Raw genomic sequence first — 20,764 nt, 5'->3', positions numbered from 1 at the left:
TCAACAATATTAATCTCTTACAAAATGAGATGTTTAAACACGGCATTTTGTCGCATATATACATTCGTGATTTTTAACATGTTTCCTATGTCTTTGTATAGGTAAGTTTTCTTTTCGATTTCTATTAACACTTTTGTTGATATCCGACATTTTGCCAAGAACTTGCTGTTATGGGTGATAACAACTATAACTGTATAAATATACATATAAGATAAGGTACGATTTATGCCTAATTCACCCTCACCTTTTTTAACTATGTTCGCCGAAGAAATGTATAAAAAGCGTTATGCCAAACGCACAATAGAAACTTATATAAAGTGGGTCCGCAGTTTTATTCTTTTTCATAATAAACAACACCCATCCTATTTACATGACAACGAAGTAGAAGCATTTTTATCCCATTTAGTGCTCAATCAAGATTGCGCCGCCAATACTCAATCTTCAGCATTAAACGCATTGGTATTTTTATACCGAGATATCATAAAGCGGCCACTGACCTTAAAATTGAACTTTGTTAAAAGTAATAGGCAACAGAAACTGCCTGTAGTTTTAACAATTGATGAAACTCGTCGTTTTTTTGCAGTGATTAATGCGCGTCAAAAGCTTGCAGCTTCGATTTTATATGGCAGCGGTTTGCGTTTGATGGAATGTGTAAGGTTAAGAGTTCAAGATATCGATTTTGATTTTAAATCAATCAAAGTCTGGTTCGGTAAAGGCGGTAAACATCGAGTTGTCACTTTAGCTGATAATCTAATTCCTACACTTAGGCAACAAATATCACTGGTAAGACATTACCTAGAAGCTGACATACTTAACCCAGAGTTTGCAGGAGTCTGGTTACCTCATCGTTACAGAATAAAAAACCAATCGGCGAACAAAAATATCGGTTGGCAGTATCTTTTTCCATCCGCTCGATTATCGAAAGATCCTGAAAGTAAACTAATGCGTCGTCATCACATTGACGAATCAAGTGTACAAAGAGCTGTTCGAGATGCTGCACGTAAAGCGCAAATTGACAAAATAGTCACGCCGCACACCTTACGTCATTCCTTCGCTACTCACCTTTTACAATCAGGCGCAGACATTCGCACAGTGCAAGACCAACTAGGCCACGCCGACTTACGCACCACCCAAATCTATACTCATATTTTGCAACGCGGTGGAAATTCAGTAGTAAGTCCTTTATCTAGGTTATAACCCCATTTTTCCTGAAACCTTCACTCCAACAACCTTTCGGCCAATCCACTGCCCCGCAGACACTGCTGCCCCACACTCAAACTTAGTGCCTTACTCTCACCGTAAAGCGAAAACAATTTTTTAGCCCGAGTCAACCCCGTGTAAACCAACTCTCTATTAAGCCCACGCCCTTGATTGTTAGCGGTAATAGGTGGCAAACATAAATACACCGCTTCAAACTCGGACCCTTGGCTTTTATGAATAGTCATGGCGTATAAGGTTTCCAAACTAGGTAAGCGGCTAGGCAATAACCCACGCACGTCACCTTCGGGTGTCACAAACCACACTTTAGTTAAAGCCGAATTGTCAGGGTCTGGCATCACTATGCCTATGTCACCATTAAATAACTTAAGTTGATGATCATTTTTTGACAACATAACCGGACGCCCGATGTAGAAATCTCTACTGTTATCAATCAATCCTTGTTTATGGAGATCGTTCTCAATCAACGCATTTAACTGATTTACCCCCCAAAACCCGCTCTTTTGTGCACATAACACTTGTTGTTGATTTAAATAATTAAATGCCTGTTTAATTTCACCTTGATGTACAGCTTGAGTGTATTGTTGATAAATAGGTAACAAGTTAACAATCAACTCTTTGAGTACTTCGTTAGCGACTGTTTGTTGCGTAGTTTGTGTGGGTTGATACCAGTGAATATCAGTTAACATTTCGTTATTGAGTAACTCAAAGCACTGTGCAACCTGCCCTGCTTTGATGGTTTTGGCCAATTGACCGATACCACTGTTATCTTTAAATCTGTGGCTTTTAACTAGTTTCACAACATTATCGCGAATAACACTGTGTTGCTTAGCATCGGCAATGGTGGTTTCTGTGCTAGATAATGGGGCAACAGAGATTAAATTTGACAGTTGCTGCTGCATCATTTCACTGTATTTGCCTAGTGTTGCCTCTTCATTATCAATGTGAAAACTAGCGGCACAAATGTCAGATAACACACTCCCGGTTTCGACCGATGCCAGTTGATCTTGATCGCCTAACAATATGACTTGGGCATGGTTTGGTAATGCCTCGAATAATTTAGCCATAAGGGGCAAATCGACCATTGAGGCTTCGTCTAACACTAAAACATCTAAATGTAAGGGATGATTCGCATTGGCTTTAAAATAAGGACTTTGCGGCCTAGCGCCTAATAATCTGTGAATAGTTTGGCATTGTTCTGGTAGGTTTATTTGCAACGCGGGGGGTAATTTGAGTTTTGCTGCACTAATCGACTCGGTCAATCTAGCTGCCGCTTTCCCCGTCGGGGCCACAAGTTGAATGTTAAGACTCTTTGTTTTAACAGCACTGCCCTGAGCCGTCGCTAAACCTTGTAATAAGGCTAACAGTTTAGTCACTGTGGTCGTTTTACCCGTACCCGGCCCGCCTGTAATAAAGCTCAGAGATTGGCTGGCAGCTATACACACTGCTATTTTCTGCCAATCAAGTGAGGGGGTTTGGTTTACAATTTCCTGGTGTTTTTTAGGGGTATCAAACAAACTAAGTAATAATTGTTGCGCTTTAGGTAGTTCTAATTCGATTCTTTTTGCCGACTTTTCGCGAATAATAGCCGCCAATTGCGACTCGTACTGCCAATATCGCTGCAAATACAACTTACCGTTTTGTATTATCAGCGGTTTAACTTGTTGTTTATCTAACTTCACCAAATTTGTGGCCACGTTCACGTATGATTGCGACTTTTCGATGCTGTTTTCCATCATTTTTAATTCAGGAAAGACATAAATACCTAAAAACGGCTGACCTATCGCTTTTAAGTCAATACAGGTGTGTTGCGCTCCCGATTGGGCACTAACGTATGCTGCGAGTATGGTTAAACAATCTCGTTCTGGCGCGGCTAATGCTGCTTCTTCACCGTAGATGAAATCTGCAAAAGCGAGGTCAATCGCTCGAATTTTTGCCATTTTTAGCAATTGTTGTAGCGCGTTTTTTAGTGCTGGGTTAGTTAGGGTTTGCATTAACATTGCTTATTACCATAAATCCATTTGTTGCTGAGTCTGAGGCGCTTTATTAGGATGGCGCTCCTCACTTGACTGAAAGCCTTTGGTTTCACCCTTTATCGGTGGTTTGCCTGCAAACAAGTCATCTAATTCTTCGATCATTGCTTGTTCTGGTAATACAAAATACACACCATTACCTGGTATTGATTGGGTCATGCCGCGAATAAACAAATAATAAGCGCCTCCAATGTGAGTCGAATAGTCGTAATGACTTAACTTATATTTCAACCAACGATGTAACGCCAGAGTATATAAAATGGCTTGTAAGTGGTAATCGTGATCTGTCATGGCCAATTCCATAGCCGACTGGTGATAATCGTCATAACTATCGCCTAAATGGTTAGACTTGTAGTCTGCCACATAATACTTGCCGTCAAATTCGAACATTAGGTCGATAAAACCTTTAATCATGCCGTTAAGTTGTTCGAACTGATAGTCTCGCGAATATTGTTTAAAATACTGATTAATGATGTGATTAAAGTCGCTAACCTTTACTTGATGTAATGGCATGTGAAATTCCATTTCCACTTTTATTTGCTGAGGCGATAACTGGTCCAGAGCCAATGGCGCGTTTGAGGAGGTTGAGTCCACCGCTCCGAGGGTATTGTTCTGTGACAGTGCTGGGTCGCGAAACGGCGAAGCTAATACATCGGTTAGCCAGGTTTCGAGACAACCGTGCCACTGTTCGTCAATTCCAAACCAAGTCGATTGTTGCGTGATGATTTCACTTAATTGCCGTGGCTTTTGTAAATCGATGTGTTCTAACACGCCATGTAAAAACGACCCCGCATTGGCGCCGCGTTCAAAACTAAATGGACTGTGTTGCTCTGCTACCTCTTGCGGCAATTGTGGTACTAGCTCTTCTTCTTGAACGGTTGTTAAGAGGCTTGTGTCTTGACCTTCATCTTGCCCTGGCGCAGGCATATCTAAGTGTACTTGTTGACTACTGATAGCTGAATAACTGGTTAATCGCCAAGCTCTATCAACAGGTTTAGCAAGGGTTAAGGTCTTGAGCTCGATAGGCTGGATACTGGTAGTGTATGTATTTTCTTCACTTTGAAAAAGTTGAACTTGAGTAAAAGCCCGATAAGACATGTCGCAGTGATCCGCTAAGGCTTGAATACGCTGGGCTATGTGGTGATCGGTGATTGATTGTTGAGGATCAGCCTGTTCACTTTGACCTGCTTCAGTTTTTGCAGAAAGCAACAAACAACCTAGGGCTGATAGCCCAAACCCCGAAACTTTTTTGCTTTTACCTAATTGCACATTCCACACACCAATCGAGCAATAATACACCGCCCGCGTTACCGCTACGTAAAACAAACGAATGTCTTCTGCTAGTCGCTCAAAATCGGCTTTTTCGAGGTTTTGTTCCTTTTGTAAAAAATCAACTTCGAGTTGCTGTTGGTCGTTATGGTACAACGCTTGTTGTGCGGTTTTGTAGCTACTGGCAAAAGGAATAAAAACTAAATTAAACTCTAACCCCTTAGATGAGTGCAAGGTAATGATTTGCACTAAATTGGCGTCACTTTCCAAACGCATTTGTTGGCTGTCACTGTTATGGTCTGGCTCTAACAAACAACTTTCAAACCAGTGAATAAGTTGAGCTTCACCCACTAACTGCAAACTCTGTTGTTGCAGTAACTCGGTCAAATGGCGTAAATCTGTGACGCGCCTTAAACCATCGGCTTGATGTTTAATCAACCCTTGTTCTACATCAAAATACTGTAACACTTGGTTAATCGCTTTTATAACGCCTTGCTTTTGCCAAGTTTGATGCCAGTAATAACGTTGCTCTAACACATCTTGCCAACTGGATTCGTTGTTGAATAAATCATCCAACTGCTGGGCAGTAAAGGTAAACAACTCACTCATTAGCGCCGCTTTTAATAAACGTTCATCGGTAGGTTGGCTTAAGGCTTTAAGTAATCGAAATACATCTACGGCTATTTGCGTAGCAAATACACTCTTTCGGGCCAAGAACACACTGGCCACATTCACCCCAGCTAAAGCACTTTTAATCACTTGTGCTTCGTTTCGATTTCGCACTAACACGCAGCAGTCCCCAGCGGTAATAGCGCGGCCTTCAATTTGCGCTTGATTACTCTTGGCCAAGTGTAACCACTGAGCAATTTGATTGGCGGTGGCAATAGCGAGTTGCGAAGATGCATCGTTAGCCGATATTGGTAAGTTTTGCTCGCTACACAAGTGTTGAAAATCTAAACTTTCAATGACCTTACCTTGTACGGTTAAACCTGCAAAATCACGACCAGCTTCAACGGGGTAAAAAGGAATACTCCTTTCAAATAAAAAACCTTTACTGCTGCTTTGAAACAACTGGTTAATGGCATTAACTAGTTTCGGAGCCGAGCGGTAATTGGTGGCTAACGTAAAATGTCTGTCACTTGCTACCCATTCTTTGGCTTTGATATAGGTAAAAATATCGGCACCGCGAAACGCATAAATAGCTTGCTTGGGATCACCAATCATGATCCAACAAGGGGACTGCTGCTCTATCGGACTAATAGGGTACGACTCTGAATTTGCACCCTCCTCAGACACGCCATAGATACCTTGAAACACTTCGAATTGCACAGGATCGGTATCTTGAAATTCGTCTATTAAGGCGGCAGGAAAGTTTTTCCTAATGGTCGCAGCTAACGAGCCAGGTTGTTGTCTGCCCTGCTGTATTTTCTGATTGCCAGCTTGCACACTTAATGCTTGTTGCAACCCAGCTAATAAATCGTCTGGCGACAACAAGTGTAGCCTTTGTTTATGTGACTCAAGATTCGCCGACACTACCGACATAGCATGCTGACTGAAGGCTAACACTAAGTAATCTTGGCAATTAACAAGTTGTCTTTGTAGTTCTTCAAACTGGCTAAAATCTAAGTGAGATAAATCTTCACTGCCCTTTTTAGCGGCCTTTTGTATTTGTTCAGGCCCATAAAGTAACCAACCGGTTTTATCAAAATCAATTTGTAATGAATCGCTTTGACAAAAGACCTGCATATCTTGCAAGGTGCTCTGCTTTGCTAGTTTGGCTCGGCCATTTAAATTTGCCTTGCTAAGTTGCTGAGCAACATCATTCGACAGCCACCAGTTTTTAGTCAGTGTCACTTGTTTGGCATATCGCTCAACATTGGCAATAGCAGCGCCGATATCTTGTGTTTCAAAAGGTTTTGCGTGTTGGCTAAGCAAAGACCCAATATCTTTGAGCATGGCACTGGGCGTGGGCCAAAGCTTTAGCAACAATTCCAAGGTTTGCTGTGGCAAGGTCACCACATGCTTGCGCCAGTAATCTTCACTGGCCATTTGTAACCATTCGCTTTCATCCAGAATGAAGCTTTGTTCGTACATGGCACCACTTTCAAACGCATGCTCTGTCAATGCCTTGTGACAAAAGCCGTGAATGGTGTACACAGCGGCTTCATCCATTTGTTTACTGGCGAGTGCTAGCCGCTGACAATCTAATGTTATGTTGTTGCTTTGTTGGATAAGTTGCTGAATAAAGGGATCGTCACTGGTTTTAGCAAAAAACGCTAAATAGGCTTGGCGCAAACGTTGCCGTATACGCTCTTTTAGTTCTCCTGTGGCGGCATTGGTAAAGGTGACCACCAGTATTTGTTCGACTCCTAAGGGCTTACAACCGTGACCCAGTAACAACCGGATGTATAAATTGACAATAGTGTAAGTTTTACCCGTACCTGCACTGGCCTCAATTAACGATGCGCCGTACAAAGGGAAGGTTAAGGTATCCAGTGGCTGCATTTGCGGTGATGATATTGGGTTTATCTTGTTAGACATAGGGTTTTCATTAGCATCATTATCAAATAGCTGACTCATTTACTGTCTCCTAACTCAACCAAAGGTAACAGTAATTCATCGGCCACTTGACTGAATGGCTCGAAATGTACAGATAAATCAGGGCATACTCTTTGAATATGCGCTTCACTGCCCTCGCCTGCAGCAAAATCATTGCCATTGAATTCAGCAATAGTTTTAGTTAGGTCTTGGGTGTTGACCCATTGCCATGCCGCTTCGGGGTAAAAATGTAATAATTGGGTACTACCATTTTGCCAATACTTCAGCCAATGACCGAGTAATTGAATTGCTCGGTGTTGTTCAATACTAGGTAATGAATAAAGTTTATCGGTGCTAATAAAGTAGGCCTGACTCGCCTGATGACTGGTTCCTGATTTAGAGCCGTGTGCACACAAACACAGCCATTGCAGGTATAAAGCGATTCTGTCTTTTGCTCTTAGCTTGCCAGTACGCCATAGTATTAAGTTTCGCCCATCCAGATTACCGACACGGCCGGTTAACCTGATGTCGTTAATCAGTAATTCAATATCAAGACTTTCAGAGGTGTTATTCGATTCACTCACCTCACAAATTTGCTGTGCAAGCTGAGCACTTTGTTTAGTTAGCGGGCGCATGGCTAATGTACCCGTTTGCCCAGCAGGTAATTTGCCTTCAGCCTTTAGCTGCTCTAATAAGTTTGCATTGATCGCTCGTGTGTCTTTTAGCGGGCCTAGATGTTCAAGTTTTTCTGAGTCATCACTCTCGTCGGTATCTGAGCTAACAATATGCTCAAGGGAAACTTGCACCAATCGTTCATTTACTTGATATCTGTCTAAGCCGTCAAAAGCAAAAGGCTCTTCATCGCTATTTTGCTGACCTAATGGATAAAATCGCGTTTGCCAACGCTGTATAAAAAACGCTTTGGCTGGGTTTTGAAAAAACTGGATCAACTCCTCTAAATCAAGCTGTTTTGATTGTTCTGTCAAAGTCACTAAAGGCTCTGGGTTAAACAATAAATCAACGTAAGGTTGCTGAATTTGTTTGGCTATGGCTTGCTGTTTCTGATTAAAACTGATGTGACGCGTAGAATCATTTATAGATTGAGAATCCCTTTGATTAGTTTCGCTATTGACCTCGAAATAGGCCTCAGAAAAAGGCTGTAGTTTATGTTTGATCGTTAAGTATGTTAGCAAGTTCTTTTCGGTTGCTTCAGGAGCTAACCCTAACTGCCCAGTCAAACAAAAACCTTGTTGGCAATATTCGAGTAATTCACTGAGCAAAATTGAAGGAGCCAAAGGGCTATTGTCTTTTTGACTAAATCCTTGATAGCTAAAATACAACTGTTCTCGAGCCGATAATAACGCTTCTAAAAACAAGTATCGGTCGTCTAACCTGCGAGATCTGTCGCCCCGTTTAACCGGCGCAACACGCATTAAATCAAACCCCATAGGCACACTTTGCCTGGGGTAGTCGGCATCGTTCATGCCTAGTAGACATACCATTTTGAAAGGAATACTACGCATCGGCATTAAGGTACAAAAATTTACGTAGCCTGCTAAGAATCGTTGGCCGACGCCTTTTTCTTGTATATTTTGCTGTAACTCACTGACAAACACGTCTTGGTCAATATCATCTGTATATTGCTCAGTATGGACTAACATTTTTTCGAGAGTTTCTCTGAGCACTTGCATATCAGTTTGTTCGGTGTCGTCTGCTTCGTACAACTCAGACAATAAAACCAACCCTTGCTCAATTTTACCTTGTAGGTTTTGAGACTCTTGGCAAAAAGCTAATACCTTCAATAAGACTGCGGTAAATTGATAACACTTACCCAAAGCTACGGCTTGTTGACCTTCTATGTCTGCATAAGCCGAAACTGCTCCATAATTGCCTTGGTATAATTCAACGCTCGACATGGCATACCCGGCTAATAAACGCTGCAACCCAAACACCCAAGTATTTTGTTGTTCACTAGGCAGGTCCCAGCGCTGTTTGTCATTTTCGTCCCACCCCCAGCGCACCCCTGCATCGATTAACCAGTGTTGTAGCAACTCAAATTCTTGTGTGTCGATGGCGAATTTACGTTGAATCGCGGGTACTTCCAGTAAAGACAAGACTTCAGATAAAGTTAAACGACTTTGATGTAATTTCATCAATTGTAAAAAACTAGCTAACAGTGGCGAAACTTGGCCGACATTGCGATCTGATATGGCATAAGGTATCGATAATTGACTGTCAACGGCACCAAATACCCCTTCTATGAAAGGCGCGTAGGTCGCTACATCTGGCATCATCACTATCACATCTCCTGGATGCCAATGGGGATTGTCGTTAAAACGTTGCAATAATTGATCGTGTAATACTTCAAGCTCACGAACCTTTGAGTGGCAGGCGTGTATTTGCAACGAGATATCGGTTTCGGTTAGTTCAACTTTTGGGTACTGCTGCCCATTAGATAACAATTCGCTGGCGTCTAGTTCGTTAGCTGTTGCCCTAAACTGCAAGTTGTTGACGTCAGATTGGATATGCTCAAGTAAACTTGTAGCTTGGATATCAATAAAACAATCTTGCTGTTGTAACTCTAAGCCCAGCAACATATCTTGATAATCTCGACCTAACTTACCCCAAGATGCAAGCAGTGGATTGCCAATATCTAAAAAGTCCTCACCTTTCAAAGCTGCGTTATCAAGGGCCTTAAGCTGCGCTTTAGCCTGTGTTTTTTTATCGACAATATCGCCCCAGTAATGTTGGCTTGGGTTAAACCAAAAAATCAATACATCTCGTGATTCAGCAAGGGCACTGAGTACCTCTAGTTGCTGCATAGGCATGGCTGAAATGCCAAACACCATAAGGGGTTTTTGGTTGATTTTGTTATGAGGGCTACTGGCATTTTGCAAGGCTTCCAACAAAGTATGGTGCAGATTAGCCCTATGAAAACGCGATTCTCCCAAATTGTCAGAATGCTTTACTAAGGCTCGCCATAAAACAGGTTGCCAAGGATGAGACTCGCAAATTGATTTGTCGCTGCTATCAGGCAAGTCGTTTTGACCTGCTTCCCAATGTAAGATCCAGTCTGGGCGATAAACCAAATATTGGTCGTAGACGTCAGCAATTTTACAGGCCAATTGATACAACTTAAGGGGTTGGGATCCAGACAAATATTGTTTAATTGCCGTAAACTCCTCCTGTTGCAACATAGCAGGCAAAATCGACATGAGTTTCCATGTCATATTGGGTTTAGTAAAGGCTGATTGTTCGGGTAGGTCTGCTACATGTTGTTGATATAACTGCCAAATAAAACTTGATGGCAAAGGAAAGTCGATATTAGCTGCAATACCTAACTCCTCAGCTATTTGGATTTTTAACCACTGTGACATGCCTGGGCTTTGTACCAATATTTGCTCTGATTCAAATATTGAACTTCCCTGCTGTGCTGAATCCTGTAAACAACTAATTAAGCTTTCAGCTAAGCATTCCATTTTGTTGGACTGAACCAGATACAGCATAAATACGCTAGGCTTCTTGATGTGAATGATTGAGTGTTTTAGTCTATCAAACTTAAATTTAAAATACTTTTCTAACCAATATTTATCGAGTCCATGAATAAGTCTGAATATAAAAAACACTTAGATAGGTTACAAACCGAACTAGCCCACTTGCAGGAGTCGGTGCAACTTAACGGTCAGAAGATTGTGGTCATTTTCGAAGGTAGAGATGCTGCAGGTAAAGGGGGAGTAATTAAAACCATTACCGCCAAACTTAACCCTAGAATAGTGCGTATTGTTGCCTTAGGTAAACCCACTGAAAGAGAAACCACTCAGTGGTATTTTCAACGCTACGTGGCGCATTTGCCTGCAGCGGGTGAAATTGTGTTGTTTGATCGCAGTTGGTACAACCGCGCAGGTGTCGAGAAAGTCATGGGATTTTGTACTGAAAAAGAATACCAAGAATTTTTAGACACCTGTCCAGCCTTTGAAGACACATTAATAGCATCCGGTATTACCTTAATTAAATATTGGTTTTCAGTTTCAGATGAAGAGCAAGAAAAACGTTTTAACAAACGCTTGACTGATCCCATAAAACGTTGGAAGTTTTCGAATATGGACCTTGCCTCTCGAAGTAAGTGGGTGGAATATTCTCAAGCCAAAGACGCCATGTTTGCACATACCGACACCGAAAAAAGCCCATGGTTTGTCGTGGATGCTGATGACAAAAAAGCCGCCAGATTAAATTGTATTGACCACTTATTATCGAAAATTGATTATCAACCAATAACACACCCGAAAATAACATTGCCCGAAATCGATAAAAAAAATTACCAACGACCACCCCATAAACACCAAAGACACATTCCACAAAAATTTACCTAAATGCAGTTTAGCTTAGCAGCAGTTCTTGGTACCATGTTGTGCACTGGCAATATGTGTTGCCGAGCCTTTTTATTTATTTCCTTTGGATCCCTTTAATGAAAGTTATCTCTTTTAATATCAATGGCATACGTGCTCGCCTTCATCAATTGCAAGCATTAATCGACAAACATCAACCAGACATAATTGGCCTGCAGGAAATAAAAGTGCACAACGATCAATTCCCTGTCGCGGATGTCGAAGCCATGGGCTACCACGTTTATTTCCACGGCCAAAAAGGTCATTACGGCGTAGCTATGATGTGCAAAAAAGCGGCATTGGAGGTGCAATACGGTTTCCCTACTGATGACGAAGACGCGCAGCGTAGAATGATCATGGTAAGTTACCCCATGGAAAACGGCGAAACAGTACGAGTATTAAATGGTTATTTCCCGCAAGGTGAAAACCAAATGCACGAAACTAAATACCCAGCGAAACGAAAGTATTATCAAGATCTCATGGTTTACCTGAACGAATATCACACCCCTGATGAAAATGTGATTGTCATGGGCGATGTCAATATATCTCATACTGATTTAGATATTGGTATTGGTGAGCCAAATCGTAAACGTTGGTTGCAAACCAAAAAATGTAGCTTCTTACCCGAAGAGCGGGAATGGCTAAATACCCTTATTAACTGGGGATTTACCGATGGGTTTCGAGATATGTATCCGCAAGAGTCGCAAAAATATAGCTGGTTTGATTACCGCTCAAAAGGTTTTAACGATAATCGCGGACTGCGAATAGATTTAATTTTAGCGACCTCTAAGTTACACGCCAAGCTAATAGAGGCCGACGTAGACTATGAATTAAGAGGCATTGAAAAACCCTCTGATCATGCCCCAATATGGTCTGTGTTTAAGTAAACTAGGGTAAGATCATTGTGGAGCAAACTGCACATATTACTAACTTACAACTAGCCGCTATAGTAGTGAGTTTAGTGATTGGTTATTTAGTTACGAAAAAACTCATATTTTCGCGACTTCTATCAGATAAAAAATGCCAACACCTTGTGTTTGGTAGTGCCGCTAGCCTGTTTATTTTGTGGATGTTCAGAGCCGGTATTTACGAAGGGCTAACTGTGCATTTTTTATGGTTGTCTGCCCTTCCTTTGTTGTTAGGGTTTCGGTGGGCCATATTTAGTGCTTCGCTAGCACTACTGGGTGTTACCTTATTCGGCAAAGAGAGTGTCGATATGTTAGGGGTAAATTTCTTGTTAGGGGTTTTGGTCCCTATTGCCCTCACCTACGGAATTTATAGTTTTACTTTTCACAAGTTACCTAGGCACATTTTTATATACATTTTTCTTTGCGCCTTCATCCCTGGCGCTTTGTCGATAGGGTTAAAAATGTTGGTTTTAAGTGGCTACTTTTATCTTGATGGCTTATATACTTGGCAGATTATTCAAGACAATTATTTAGTTCTTAGTACCTTGATGCTATTTCCCGAAGCCATGTTTAACGGCATGACTATCACCCTATTGATAATCTACAAACCACAGTGGGTCTATACCTTTTACGATAAATTGTATTTAGATAAACAATAATCCCTAGGGACTCAACGAGACGTTTTAGTGACTACAGAATTTATCATTCAATTAGCGGTACTTGGTATGGTAGTAGGTTTTGCTGCTGGCTTATTGGGTGTCGGCGGCGGCGGTATATTAGTGCCTATGTTAACCACCATGTATTTGTCTGCCGACATTGTTCCTAGTCACGCTGTGCACCTTGCACTTGGCACCTCTATGGCTTCAATTATTACCACTACCTTCTCTAGCGCCTTTAGCCATTACAAAAATCATAACCTAGACTGGCACTATGTAAAATCAATGGTGCCCTTGATAATAGTGGGGGCCATATCTACCTCCTTTTTGGTTCCCATTATAAACACTACTGCCCTGGCGATATTCTTTTCACTGTTTATGTTGAGTATTTCCTTAAGGCTGTTTTTTAACAAACAACAAGTTCCAACCCAAAAATCCCACATACCGCCACAAGTAGCGGGCTTAGGAATTGGCAGTATTTCGACCTTAGTGGCAATTGGCGGCGCGGTGTTAAGCGTGCCTTATTTAATGAGTCGTGGAATCGAGATGAGACGTGCCATTGGAAGCTCAGCAGCAATTGGGTTTCCGATCGCTATTTCTGGCACTATTGGTTACGCCATTAACGGGCATATCAATGTGGAAGAGTTGGCCAATAATCAGGCGATCATTGGTTTTGTGCACATTCCTAGTGTCATTATTATTTCAATATGTGGTTTTATTATGGCGCCGCTTGGGGTGAAATTGTCGACTAGATTGCCAGTAATGGTACTTAAGAAGATATTTTCAGTGTTGTTAGTCTTATTAAGCGTAAGAATGTTATTGAATGTTTTACTGTAAGAATAAAACAGCAGCTCACGAATATCCGCAGCTGCCTCGTTATACCATCAAACTATTTGGTGCATACCCATAAAGCGTGAATTATGCCTGGTACATAAAATAATAAGCACAAAAGTATATTGATTAGTAAATCTTTACCTACGCCACTTTTTAGAAAGACCGCAATAGGTGGTAAAAATATAGCCAAAATAATCAGTATTAGTTTACTCATGGTGTTCCTCTTTTTTGTTTATTGTATTATTGAACTGGTTACATTCTGTTGGATTTTGTCCAAGTACACAATATCTAGATGTCGAAATGTTGTGCAGAGCTTATTTTTTGTACCTAAAAAAACATAGGATTACAGGGTAAAGCTCATTGCTTCAGAATCACCTTAAATCGTTCGCCTTCAAATTCGACAATGTCATCTGACATTATTTTTTTACGGCGTCTGGTTTCTATTTTGTCATTCACGGACACTCGTCCTTCATCGATAGCAATTTTTGCTTCGCCACCACTGGATACCAAGGCTTCAAATTTCAATATTTGATAAAGTGCTATGGGCTCCGCATATATTTCAATAGTTTTTGTTGTACTCTTTAACACTTTTTGTTTCGCCCTTATCTTTGTTTAGGTTCACTACCACAACTAATCTTTTAAATATTCGCAACGGATCTTATCAGTTACTTTATTCATGGACACTAGATACTGGTGCTAACTTTTATAGTTTAACATCCTGAATACCTTTGATTTTGATATACCCCGAGCCAGCAAAGTTTAAAGATGTACAGGTAAAGGTTATAATCGCGTTTGACTTTTATTTTCCATATTCACCGAGCTGTATAGATGAAACTATTGATTAACCTTATTCGTAACTTATTGGGTGGTTTAATTGCCGCAATTGACTTTGTCACCCGTGGTTCAAAACTAAAACGTAGTGCCCAAGCGCAACAACAAGTAGAGCTAGAATTACAAAAATTGTCTTTATATCAGTTTTTTGCGTGTCCGTTTTGCATCAAAACTCGTAGAGCCATGCATAAAATGAATCTGCCAATTGTTAAACGCAATGCCTCACAAGGCTCTCCTTTTAGAGAAGAGTTGCTTCGCGAAGGAGGCAAAGTGCAAACTCCGTGCTTACGTATTGAAAATGAAGACGGAACCCAATGGTTGTATGAATCTTCTGAAATTATTGCTTACCTTCAAAAGAGATTTGCCTAAAACCTAAATTAAAAGGCTTGCAGGCGTTTTTTAACGTCTGCTATTGTATTTCCCTGTAAGTAGACTTGACTCGTCACCTGACGAACTTGTATTTGATTTGCACTGTTAAATTCCATAAAACTTAGCAAGACTGGCTTCAATACCTCTATAAACTTTTCAGTTTTGTTGGTTTCTAAATGCAAATTTTGAATATATAGGACTTGGGTTTTACGATCTACCTTAGCGTCCATTCGCCCCACAAATTGCGCCCCCCATAACAAGGGTAAACTGAAGTAACCATACTGCCTTTTATGTGCTGGCACATAACATTCGATTTGATAATCAAAACCAAAGATATCGGAGAGTCGTTTGCGTTGGATCACTAGGTTATCGAATGGTGACAATATATGCACTTGATCGCGGCTAATCGAATGTTTCAGTAAGTCAGTGGCATTGGGGAGCGCATAATACGCTTTACCTCCAACAGTTATTGGCTGCAACTCTTTGTTTTCGAGCATTTGTTGGCAGGTTTCGGTTAGTTGACTGCGCATCCCTTTGCGTAAGTAACTAATTTGCTGGGCTGACGCAAAACCATGGGCACACAAATAACGCTCTATTAAATAACGCTCGTATTCTCTAACAGTAGGAACTGTGGTGTCTATTGAGGATGGTAACACTCGCTCAGTTAAATCATAAACCTTTTGAAAACCTAGCCTTTTTACAACCATTAACTCACCTTCAATAAAGAGTTGTTCTAAGGCCACTTTATCGGGTTTCCAATCCCACCAGCCACTACTCTTGTGGTTGCCTTTGTGTTCAAAATCGGCAGCACGCAGAGGACCTTCTTGCTTAATTCTTTGTAAGACTCGCTTTTCCGCAATAGGATTTTTATCGCGCCAATGTTTCTCGCCTGAAGCGACGGCGCGTTTTTTAGGTAATGAAAAACGGTAGTCTTGCATTGGCAGGTACGCAGCAGCATGGGACCAATATTCAAAGATTTGTTGCTGTGCAATGAGTTGTTCAAGAAATTCAGGTTGATAATTTTTAACGCGGCTCCACAAACAATGATGATGGGCCCGTTGGATCACTGAGATAGAATCTATCTGAACATAGCTGAGTTGTTTTAAGGTAGCGGTTACACCTGTGAGACCTTGCCCAAAGGGATTGTTTTTATGTAGCCCTTGACTAACAAGGGCTAACTTACAGGCCTGTTTCTGGGTGAGTTCAATAAGAGGTAAGATGACAAAGTTACCAAGGCAACACTTCGCCATTTGAATGCCAAAAGCTACCTGTATTGGTTAGGTTTAGCTCTTCAATTCGTTGCATCATTCGCTCTACGGCGACGCTACTAGCAATATCACCGCGATTATTCACCATATCGGTTTGCACGTAGCCAGGGTGTAACAGAGCAACCGCTACTTCTTGTGCCTTTAAATCATGAGCCAAGGACACTCCCGCTATATTTAAAGCAGCTTTAGACATACGATAACCATAACGTCCTCCAGAAGTATTGTCGGTTACCGACCCCATTCTGCTAGTAATTAATGCTACTTTTGCTCCCTTAACCAATTGTTGTCTAAGCATCTGAGTCACCAACAATGGCCCCATTGCGTTCACTCTAAATTGATACTCAAGGGTAATGGGTGACATATGTTCTAACGACTCGTTTGCCAATACTCCTGCGTTATTGATCAATAGATCGATTTTTAGATCACTAAGTGAAGACAGTGTTTTTTCTAGACACTCTGGGCTACCTACATCAACCTTATCTATCACCTTTGCATTCGATTGACTGAGTTCATCACTGGTATTACGACAAAGCCCATAAACTTTGTCTCCGTTGGCCAAGTATTGTTTTACAAACTCTAAACCAATACCTCGATTGGCTCCGGTTATCACGACAGTTGCCATAAAAATTCCTTATTTTTGACTCGCTATTAATTTTACCAAATCTTCTGGGGTGTCAATACCAATAGGTGGTGTGACTCTGGCTTCTTCCACATGTATTTTTTCACCATGCCACAACACTCGAAGTTGTTCGAGAGACTCTATTTGTTCAATACCAGAAGGAGACATATTCACATATTGTTTTATAAATCCGGCGCGATAGGCATAAATACCAATATGTCTAAAGTAAAAGTCACCTATTTCATCGATGCAATCAGAATCTAGAAAACGTGCTCTGTCATAAGGGACAGTCGATCGAGAAAAGTACATGGCATAACCTTGCTTATCCATCACCACTTTAACAGTATTAGGGTTAAAAGCGTCTTCAACATCGGTGATGCGAACTGCTAATGTCGCCATTTCAGCTTGTTGATGACTATGCAGATTCTCTGCTACCTGTAGGATATTCTCGGCGGGGATAAACGGCTCATCGCCTTGTACATTAACAACTAACTCATGGGACAACATGTTTTGTAAATCCACTACTTCCGCCAAACGTTCAGTGCCGGATTCGTGATGTGCGCCTGTCATACAATATTTACCACCAAAATCACTCACGGCTTTGGCAATTCTTACATCATCTGTAGCCACCACAATATTGCTGGCGCCAGACTCTTGCGCACGTTCATGTACATGTTGCACCATTGGTTTACCTTGTATTTCTACTAAAGGTTTGCCAGGAAAACGAGTAGAGGCGTAACGTGCAGGTATTATGACACTAAATTGCATACTTAAATCTCTTCAAAATATATAACCGTAGAAAGCTAAAACAACTTTATAAGATGCTATAAATATAAGGCCTACAAAAATGTTAAGTGTTTTAACAGCAGTTCCATTTCATCACTCGACACTTGTTTGGCTTCAGATTCCAATAGCACCGGAATATTTTCACGGATTGGATAAACTAAGCGGTCAAATTTACAGATAAGCTGAGCCTGCTCATTCTGGTACAATAATTTACCCTTACATACGGGGCAGGCTAAAATATCTAATAATTTTTTATCAAAGGCCATTATTTTCTCTTACTTTGTTTTTTATTCGCGGCAACAAGCTTTAATTTATGCAAAAGTTGCGATTCAAATTGTTTAGTTAAACTAGCACTAACAGGTAAATACCAGCAATCATCATGTGCTATCTGGGTACATTTTACAGCATCTTTTTCTGTCATTATCACAGGACCATCAGGTATATCACTTTCTCTAAAAACATGATGATCTACGAAACTAATTTGCTCCTTTATCTTGACTTGCTTTTTTTGTAAAAGAGAAAAAAAGCGCTGCGGGTTGCCAATTCCTGCTAGTGCAATGATTGGCAAAGTTAAACTTTTTATGGGTATACTTTTATTGGGGTTTTTGACATTTATTAGTCTCCCCGACTCTAGCGACATCAAATACTCAGCATTGATCACCGTACCACCGTTTAACACTAAAAAGTCGACTGCATTTAAACGCCAAATACCTTCACGTAAAGGGCCTGCGGGCAATAACAATTGATTACCACAACGTCGCTGACCATCCATCACTACAATTTCAATGTCTCGATTTAGGGCGTAATGTTGTAAACCGTCATCACAAATAATTACGTTGCATTTATGTTTATCTACAAGTTGCATCGCGCCTCTTGGACGATTGGGATCCACCACTAACGGACAATTAATATGGCGGCGCATTAATATTGCTTCATCCCCTGCCATCACCACGGAACTGTCGGCATCAACCGTCATTGGATAACTGGCTCCTTCTCCCCCATATCCTCGACTTAATACACCGGGGTAGTATCCCTCTTGCCTTAAACGTTTAGCTAAATAGACTACCAGAGGCGTTTTACCATTGCCCCCTACACTTATATTACCGACCACTATTACCGGGACAGAAATTTCACTAGATGACTTTAGTTTAAGTCGAAATAACCCCCTTCGTAACCCAGACAATCCCCAAAACAGGGCGGTCAACGGTAATAATAAGACTATAACGGGCCAGTGGTACCAACTAGGTGAATACCACATATTGTCTATCCAACTCACTTGACCACGGGCTCCTCACCAAACTGCATATTATACAACTGCGAATAGGCACCATTTTGAGCCAATAGACTGGGGTGATTACCTTGTTCGACAATTTCCCCAGCCTCAATCACTAAAATGGAGTCAGCATTTTCGATTGTCGATAATCTATGGGCTACTACAATACTGGTGCGGTTTTGTTGTAATTGATCGAGTGCATCTTGGATTAGCCTTTCAGACTCAGTATCCAAGGCAGAAGTGGCTTCATCTAATATTAAAATAGGCGCGTCTAATAACAACGCTCTAGCAATGGCTAAGCGCTGCCGCTGGCCGCCAGACAACATAAAGCCGTTTTCACCAACCACGGTATCTAAACCATCGGGTAATTGTTCCAAGAATTCTGTTACATGGGCCGTTTTCGCCGCCGCTAATATTTGTTCGCGACTAACGCTACTTTCTGAGCCATAGGCAATATTGTTGGCAATAGTGTCGTTAAATAACACAACATGTTGCGACACTAACGCAAATTGCCGACGTAAGTCTTTAAGAGGAATATCTCTTAACAACACCCCATCTAAACGTATTTCACCAGTTTGATTATCATAGAAGCGTGTAAGCAAACTCGATATTGTTGATTTACCGCTACCAGAACGTCCTACTAACGCGCAAGTCTCTCCGGGCTTAACTAAAAAAGACATATTGTTAAGGGCAGCGGCCTCTTTATTGGGATAATGGAAAGTCACATTATCAAACTCAATTTGGCCCTTTACACTGTCCACACGGTGAATACCTTTATCCGCTTCAACATCCTGATCTAACACTTCAAAAATACTTAGGCAGGCGGCCATGCCTCTTTGAAATTCACTATTAACAGTGGTGAGCTGCTTTAACGGCTTTAATAACATCGTCATAAATACAACGACGCTAACAAATACACCAGGCGTTAAAGACTCCACTAAATCTGGAAAACTAGCGACATACAGCACAACCGCTAATGCAATAGAGGCTATCACTTGGATTGAAGACACACTGAGAATTCTCGCCACTATTAATTTCATATTTTGCTGGCGATTATGGTTATTTCTATCTGCAAATCGTTTGTCTTCGAGGGTTTGCCCGCCAAACATCAAGACCACTTTGTGACCTTTAATCACTTGTTCGACTCCAGAGGTTAAATTCCCCATGGCGTCTTGAATACGTCGACTCACCACCCTAAAACGTTTGCTCACAACAGACACAATAACAGCCACCAAAGGACCGATTAATATAAAGATCAGTGACAACTGCCACGAATAATAAAACATCGCAATCAGCAAACCTATAACAAAGGCGCCATCCCTTACTAAGGTCAGTAGGGCTTTTCCAGCAGCATTCGAAACCTGCTCGGTATCGTAAATGACCTTAGATATTAACTTACCGGTCCCATGAGTATCATGAAAGGCTACGGGTAAATGAATATATTGATTAAAAAGCTGCTGGCGCATTTGCATTACTACGTTGTTTCCAATCCACGCCACTGTATATGTGCCAAGAAAATTAAGAATGCCCCGCAGAATAAAAATAGGCACGATAAAATAAGCCGCTAACCTCAGGTATTCATAGTTACCTTTTCCAAGGCTATCATCCACTATGGGTTTAAGTTGAGCCACCACTAAGACGTCTATCACTGAATAACCAATCATGCCAATCACTGCGATTAAGAACGCTAACTTGAAATTTTTGAGGTATACACGAAACCGTTTGAAAATGTTGCTTGGAACTTTATTGTCTAAATTGCTTTGTTTGCTCATTAAAT

Annotated in this window: 17 protein-coding genes; 6 read left to right on the top strand and 11 right to left on the bottom strand. The window is 41.1% G+C overall.

From position 1 onward, the window contains the following. The first annotated feature begins 225 nt into the window (after positions 1-225). Positions 226-1,197, top strand: a complete 972-nt coding sequence (locus KO534_RS00345) for an integron integrase (RefSeq protein ID WP_215926012.1) — start codon at positions 226-228, stop codon at positions 1,195-1,197. A gap of 20 nt (positions 1,198-1,217) precedes the next feature. Here KO534_RS00345 and recD read toward each other — a convergent pair whose 3' ends face one another. The 3 genes from recD to recC all read right to left on the bottom strand — a co-directional run bounded on the left by recD (position 1,218) and on the right by recC (position 10,564). Beyond that, a complete protein-coding gene (gene recD, locus KO534_RS00340) occupies positions 1,218-3,218 on the bottom strand; it encodes an exodeoxyribonuclease V subunit alpha (protein ID WP_215926010.1) in 2,001 nt (666 codons plus the stop codon). Positions 3,219-3,224: 6 nt separating this feature from the next. Beyond that, positions 3,225-7,025, bottom strand: coding sequence for an exodeoxyribonuclease V subunit beta (gene recB, locus KO534_RS00335; protein WP_215926022.1), 3,801 nt, complete (start codon positions 7,023-7,025; stop codon positions 3,225-3,227). 71 nt (positions 7,026-7,096) lie between these two features. Next, complete coding sequence (recC, locus tag KO534_RS00330; protein WP_215926007.1) at positions 7,097-10,564, bottom strand: exodeoxyribonuclease V subunit gamma; 3,468 nt, start codon at positions 10,562-10,564, stop codon at positions 7,097-7,099. Between the two features lie 93 nt (positions 10,565-10,657). On the opposite strand from recC, the gene ppk2 reads away from it, so the two are divergent. The 4 genes from ppk2 (at position 10,658) to KO534_RS00310 (ending at position 13,844) form a co-directional block, all read left to right on the top strand. Next, positions 10,658-11,428, top strand: coding sequence for a polyphosphate kinase 2 (gene ppk2 / locus KO534_RS00325; RefSeq protein WP_215926005.1), 771 nt, complete (start codon positions 10,658-10,660; stop codon positions 11,426-11,428). Between the two features lie 95 nt (positions 11,429-11,523). Continuing rightward, complete coding sequence (gene xthA, locus KO534_RS00320) at positions 11,524-12,330, top strand: exodeoxyribonuclease III (RefSeq protein WP_215926003.1); 807 nt, start codon at positions 11,524-11,526, stop codon at positions 12,328-12,330. Between the two features lie 17 nt (positions 12,331-12,347). Continuing rightward, positions 12,348-13,010: an energy-coupling factor ABC transporter permease gene (locus tag KO534_RS00315; RefSeq protein WP_215926001.1), complete on the top strand. Its 663-nt coding sequence runs from the start codon at positions 12,348-12,350 to the stop codon at positions 13,008-13,010. Between the two features lie 27 nt (positions 13,011-13,037). Then, positions 13,038-13,844 (top strand): sulfite exporter TauE/SafE family protein, encoded by an 807-nt coding sequence (locus KO534_RS00310; protein ID WP_215925999.1) that lies wholly within the window; start codon positions 13,038-13,040, stop codon positions 13,842-13,844. A gap of 52 nt (positions 13,845-13,896) precedes the next feature. Here KO534_RS00310 and KO534_RS00305 read toward each other — a convergent pair whose 3' ends face one another. Beyond that, positions 13,897-14,055, bottom strand: coding sequence for a YqaE/Pmp3 family membrane protein (locus tag KO534_RS00305; protein WP_215925997.1), 159 nt, complete (start codon positions 14,053-14,055; stop codon positions 13,897-13,899). Positions 14,056-14,198: 143 nt separating this feature from the next. Next, complete coding sequence (locus KO534_RS00300) at positions 14,199-14,429, bottom strand: RNA-binding S4 domain-containing protein (protein WP_215925995.1); 231 nt, start codon at positions 14,427-14,429, stop codon at positions 14,199-14,201. Between the two features lie 240 nt (positions 14,430-14,669). On the opposite strand from KO534_RS00300, the gene KO534_RS00295 reads away from it, so the two are divergent. Further along, a complete protein-coding gene (locus tag KO534_RS00295; RefSeq protein ID WP_215925993.1) occupies positions 14,670-15,041 on the top strand; it encodes a glutathione S-transferase N-terminal domain-containing protein in 372 nt (123 codons plus the stop codon). Positions 15,042-15,049: 8 nt separating this feature from the next. Here KO534_RS00295 and KO534_RS00290 read toward each other — a convergent pair whose 3' ends face one another. The 6 genes from KO534_RS00290 to msbA all read right to left on the bottom strand — a co-directional run bounded on the left by KO534_RS00290 (position 15,050) and on the right by msbA (position 20,759). Further along, entirely contained in the window at positions 15,050-16,291 is a 1,242-nt protein-coding gene (locus KO534_RS00290) for a winged helix-turn-helix domain-containing protein (RefSeq protein ID WP_215925991.1), read from the bottom strand. Continuing rightward, positions 16,269-16,931 carry an SDR family oxidoreductase gene (locus KO534_RS00285; RefSeq protein WP_215925989.1) on the bottom strand — a complete coding sequence of 221 codons (663 nt, stop codon included), beginning with the start codon at positions 16,929-16,931 and terminating at the stop codon, positions 16,269-16,271. The genes KO534_RS00290 and KO534_RS00285 overlap by 23 nt, the downstream gene beginning before the upstream one ends. Positions 16,932-16,940: 9 nt before the next feature. Continuing rightward, the gene (kdsB, locus tag KO534_RS00280) at positions 16,941-17,696 is read right to left on the bottom strand and encodes a 3-deoxy-manno-octulosonate cytidylyltransferase (protein ID WP_215925987.1); all 756 of its coding nucleotides are present in this window, start codon (positions 17,694-17,696) and stop codon (positions 16,941-16,943) included. Positions 17,697-17,767: 71 nt separating this feature from the next. Further along, positions 17,768-17,980 carry a Trm112 family protein gene (locus tag KO534_RS00275; RefSeq protein WP_215925985.1) on the bottom strand — a complete coding sequence of 71 codons (213 nt, stop codon included), beginning with the start codon at positions 17,978-17,980 and terminating at the stop codon, positions 17,768-17,770. Continuing rightward, positions 17,980-18,990, bottom strand: coding sequence for a tetraacyldisaccharide 4'-kinase (gene lpxK, locus KO534_RS00270; RefSeq protein WP_354667890.1), 1,011 nt, complete (start codon positions 18,988-18,990; stop codon positions 17,980-17,982). Before lpxK ends, KO534_RS00275 begins: the two co-directional genes overlap by 1 nt. Then, on the bottom strand, positions 18,987-20,759 hold the full coding sequence (gene msbA / locus KO534_RS00265; protein ID WP_215925983.1) for a lipid A export permease/ATP-binding protein MsbA: 1,773 nt from the start codon (positions 20,757-20,759) through the stop codon (positions 18,987-18,989). Before msbA ends, lpxK begins: the two co-directional genes overlap by 4 nt. Positions 20,760-20,764 lie beyond the last annotated feature (5 nt).

This window comes from Paraglaciecola arctica (assembly GCF_018861065.1).
Classification (GTDB): Bacteria; Pseudomonadota; Gammaproteobacteria; order Enterobacterales; family Alteromonadaceae; genus Paraglaciecola; species Paraglaciecola arctica_B.
Note: the sequence above shows the minus strand (reverse complement) of the source record. Positions and strands in the feature narration are given on the sequence as shown.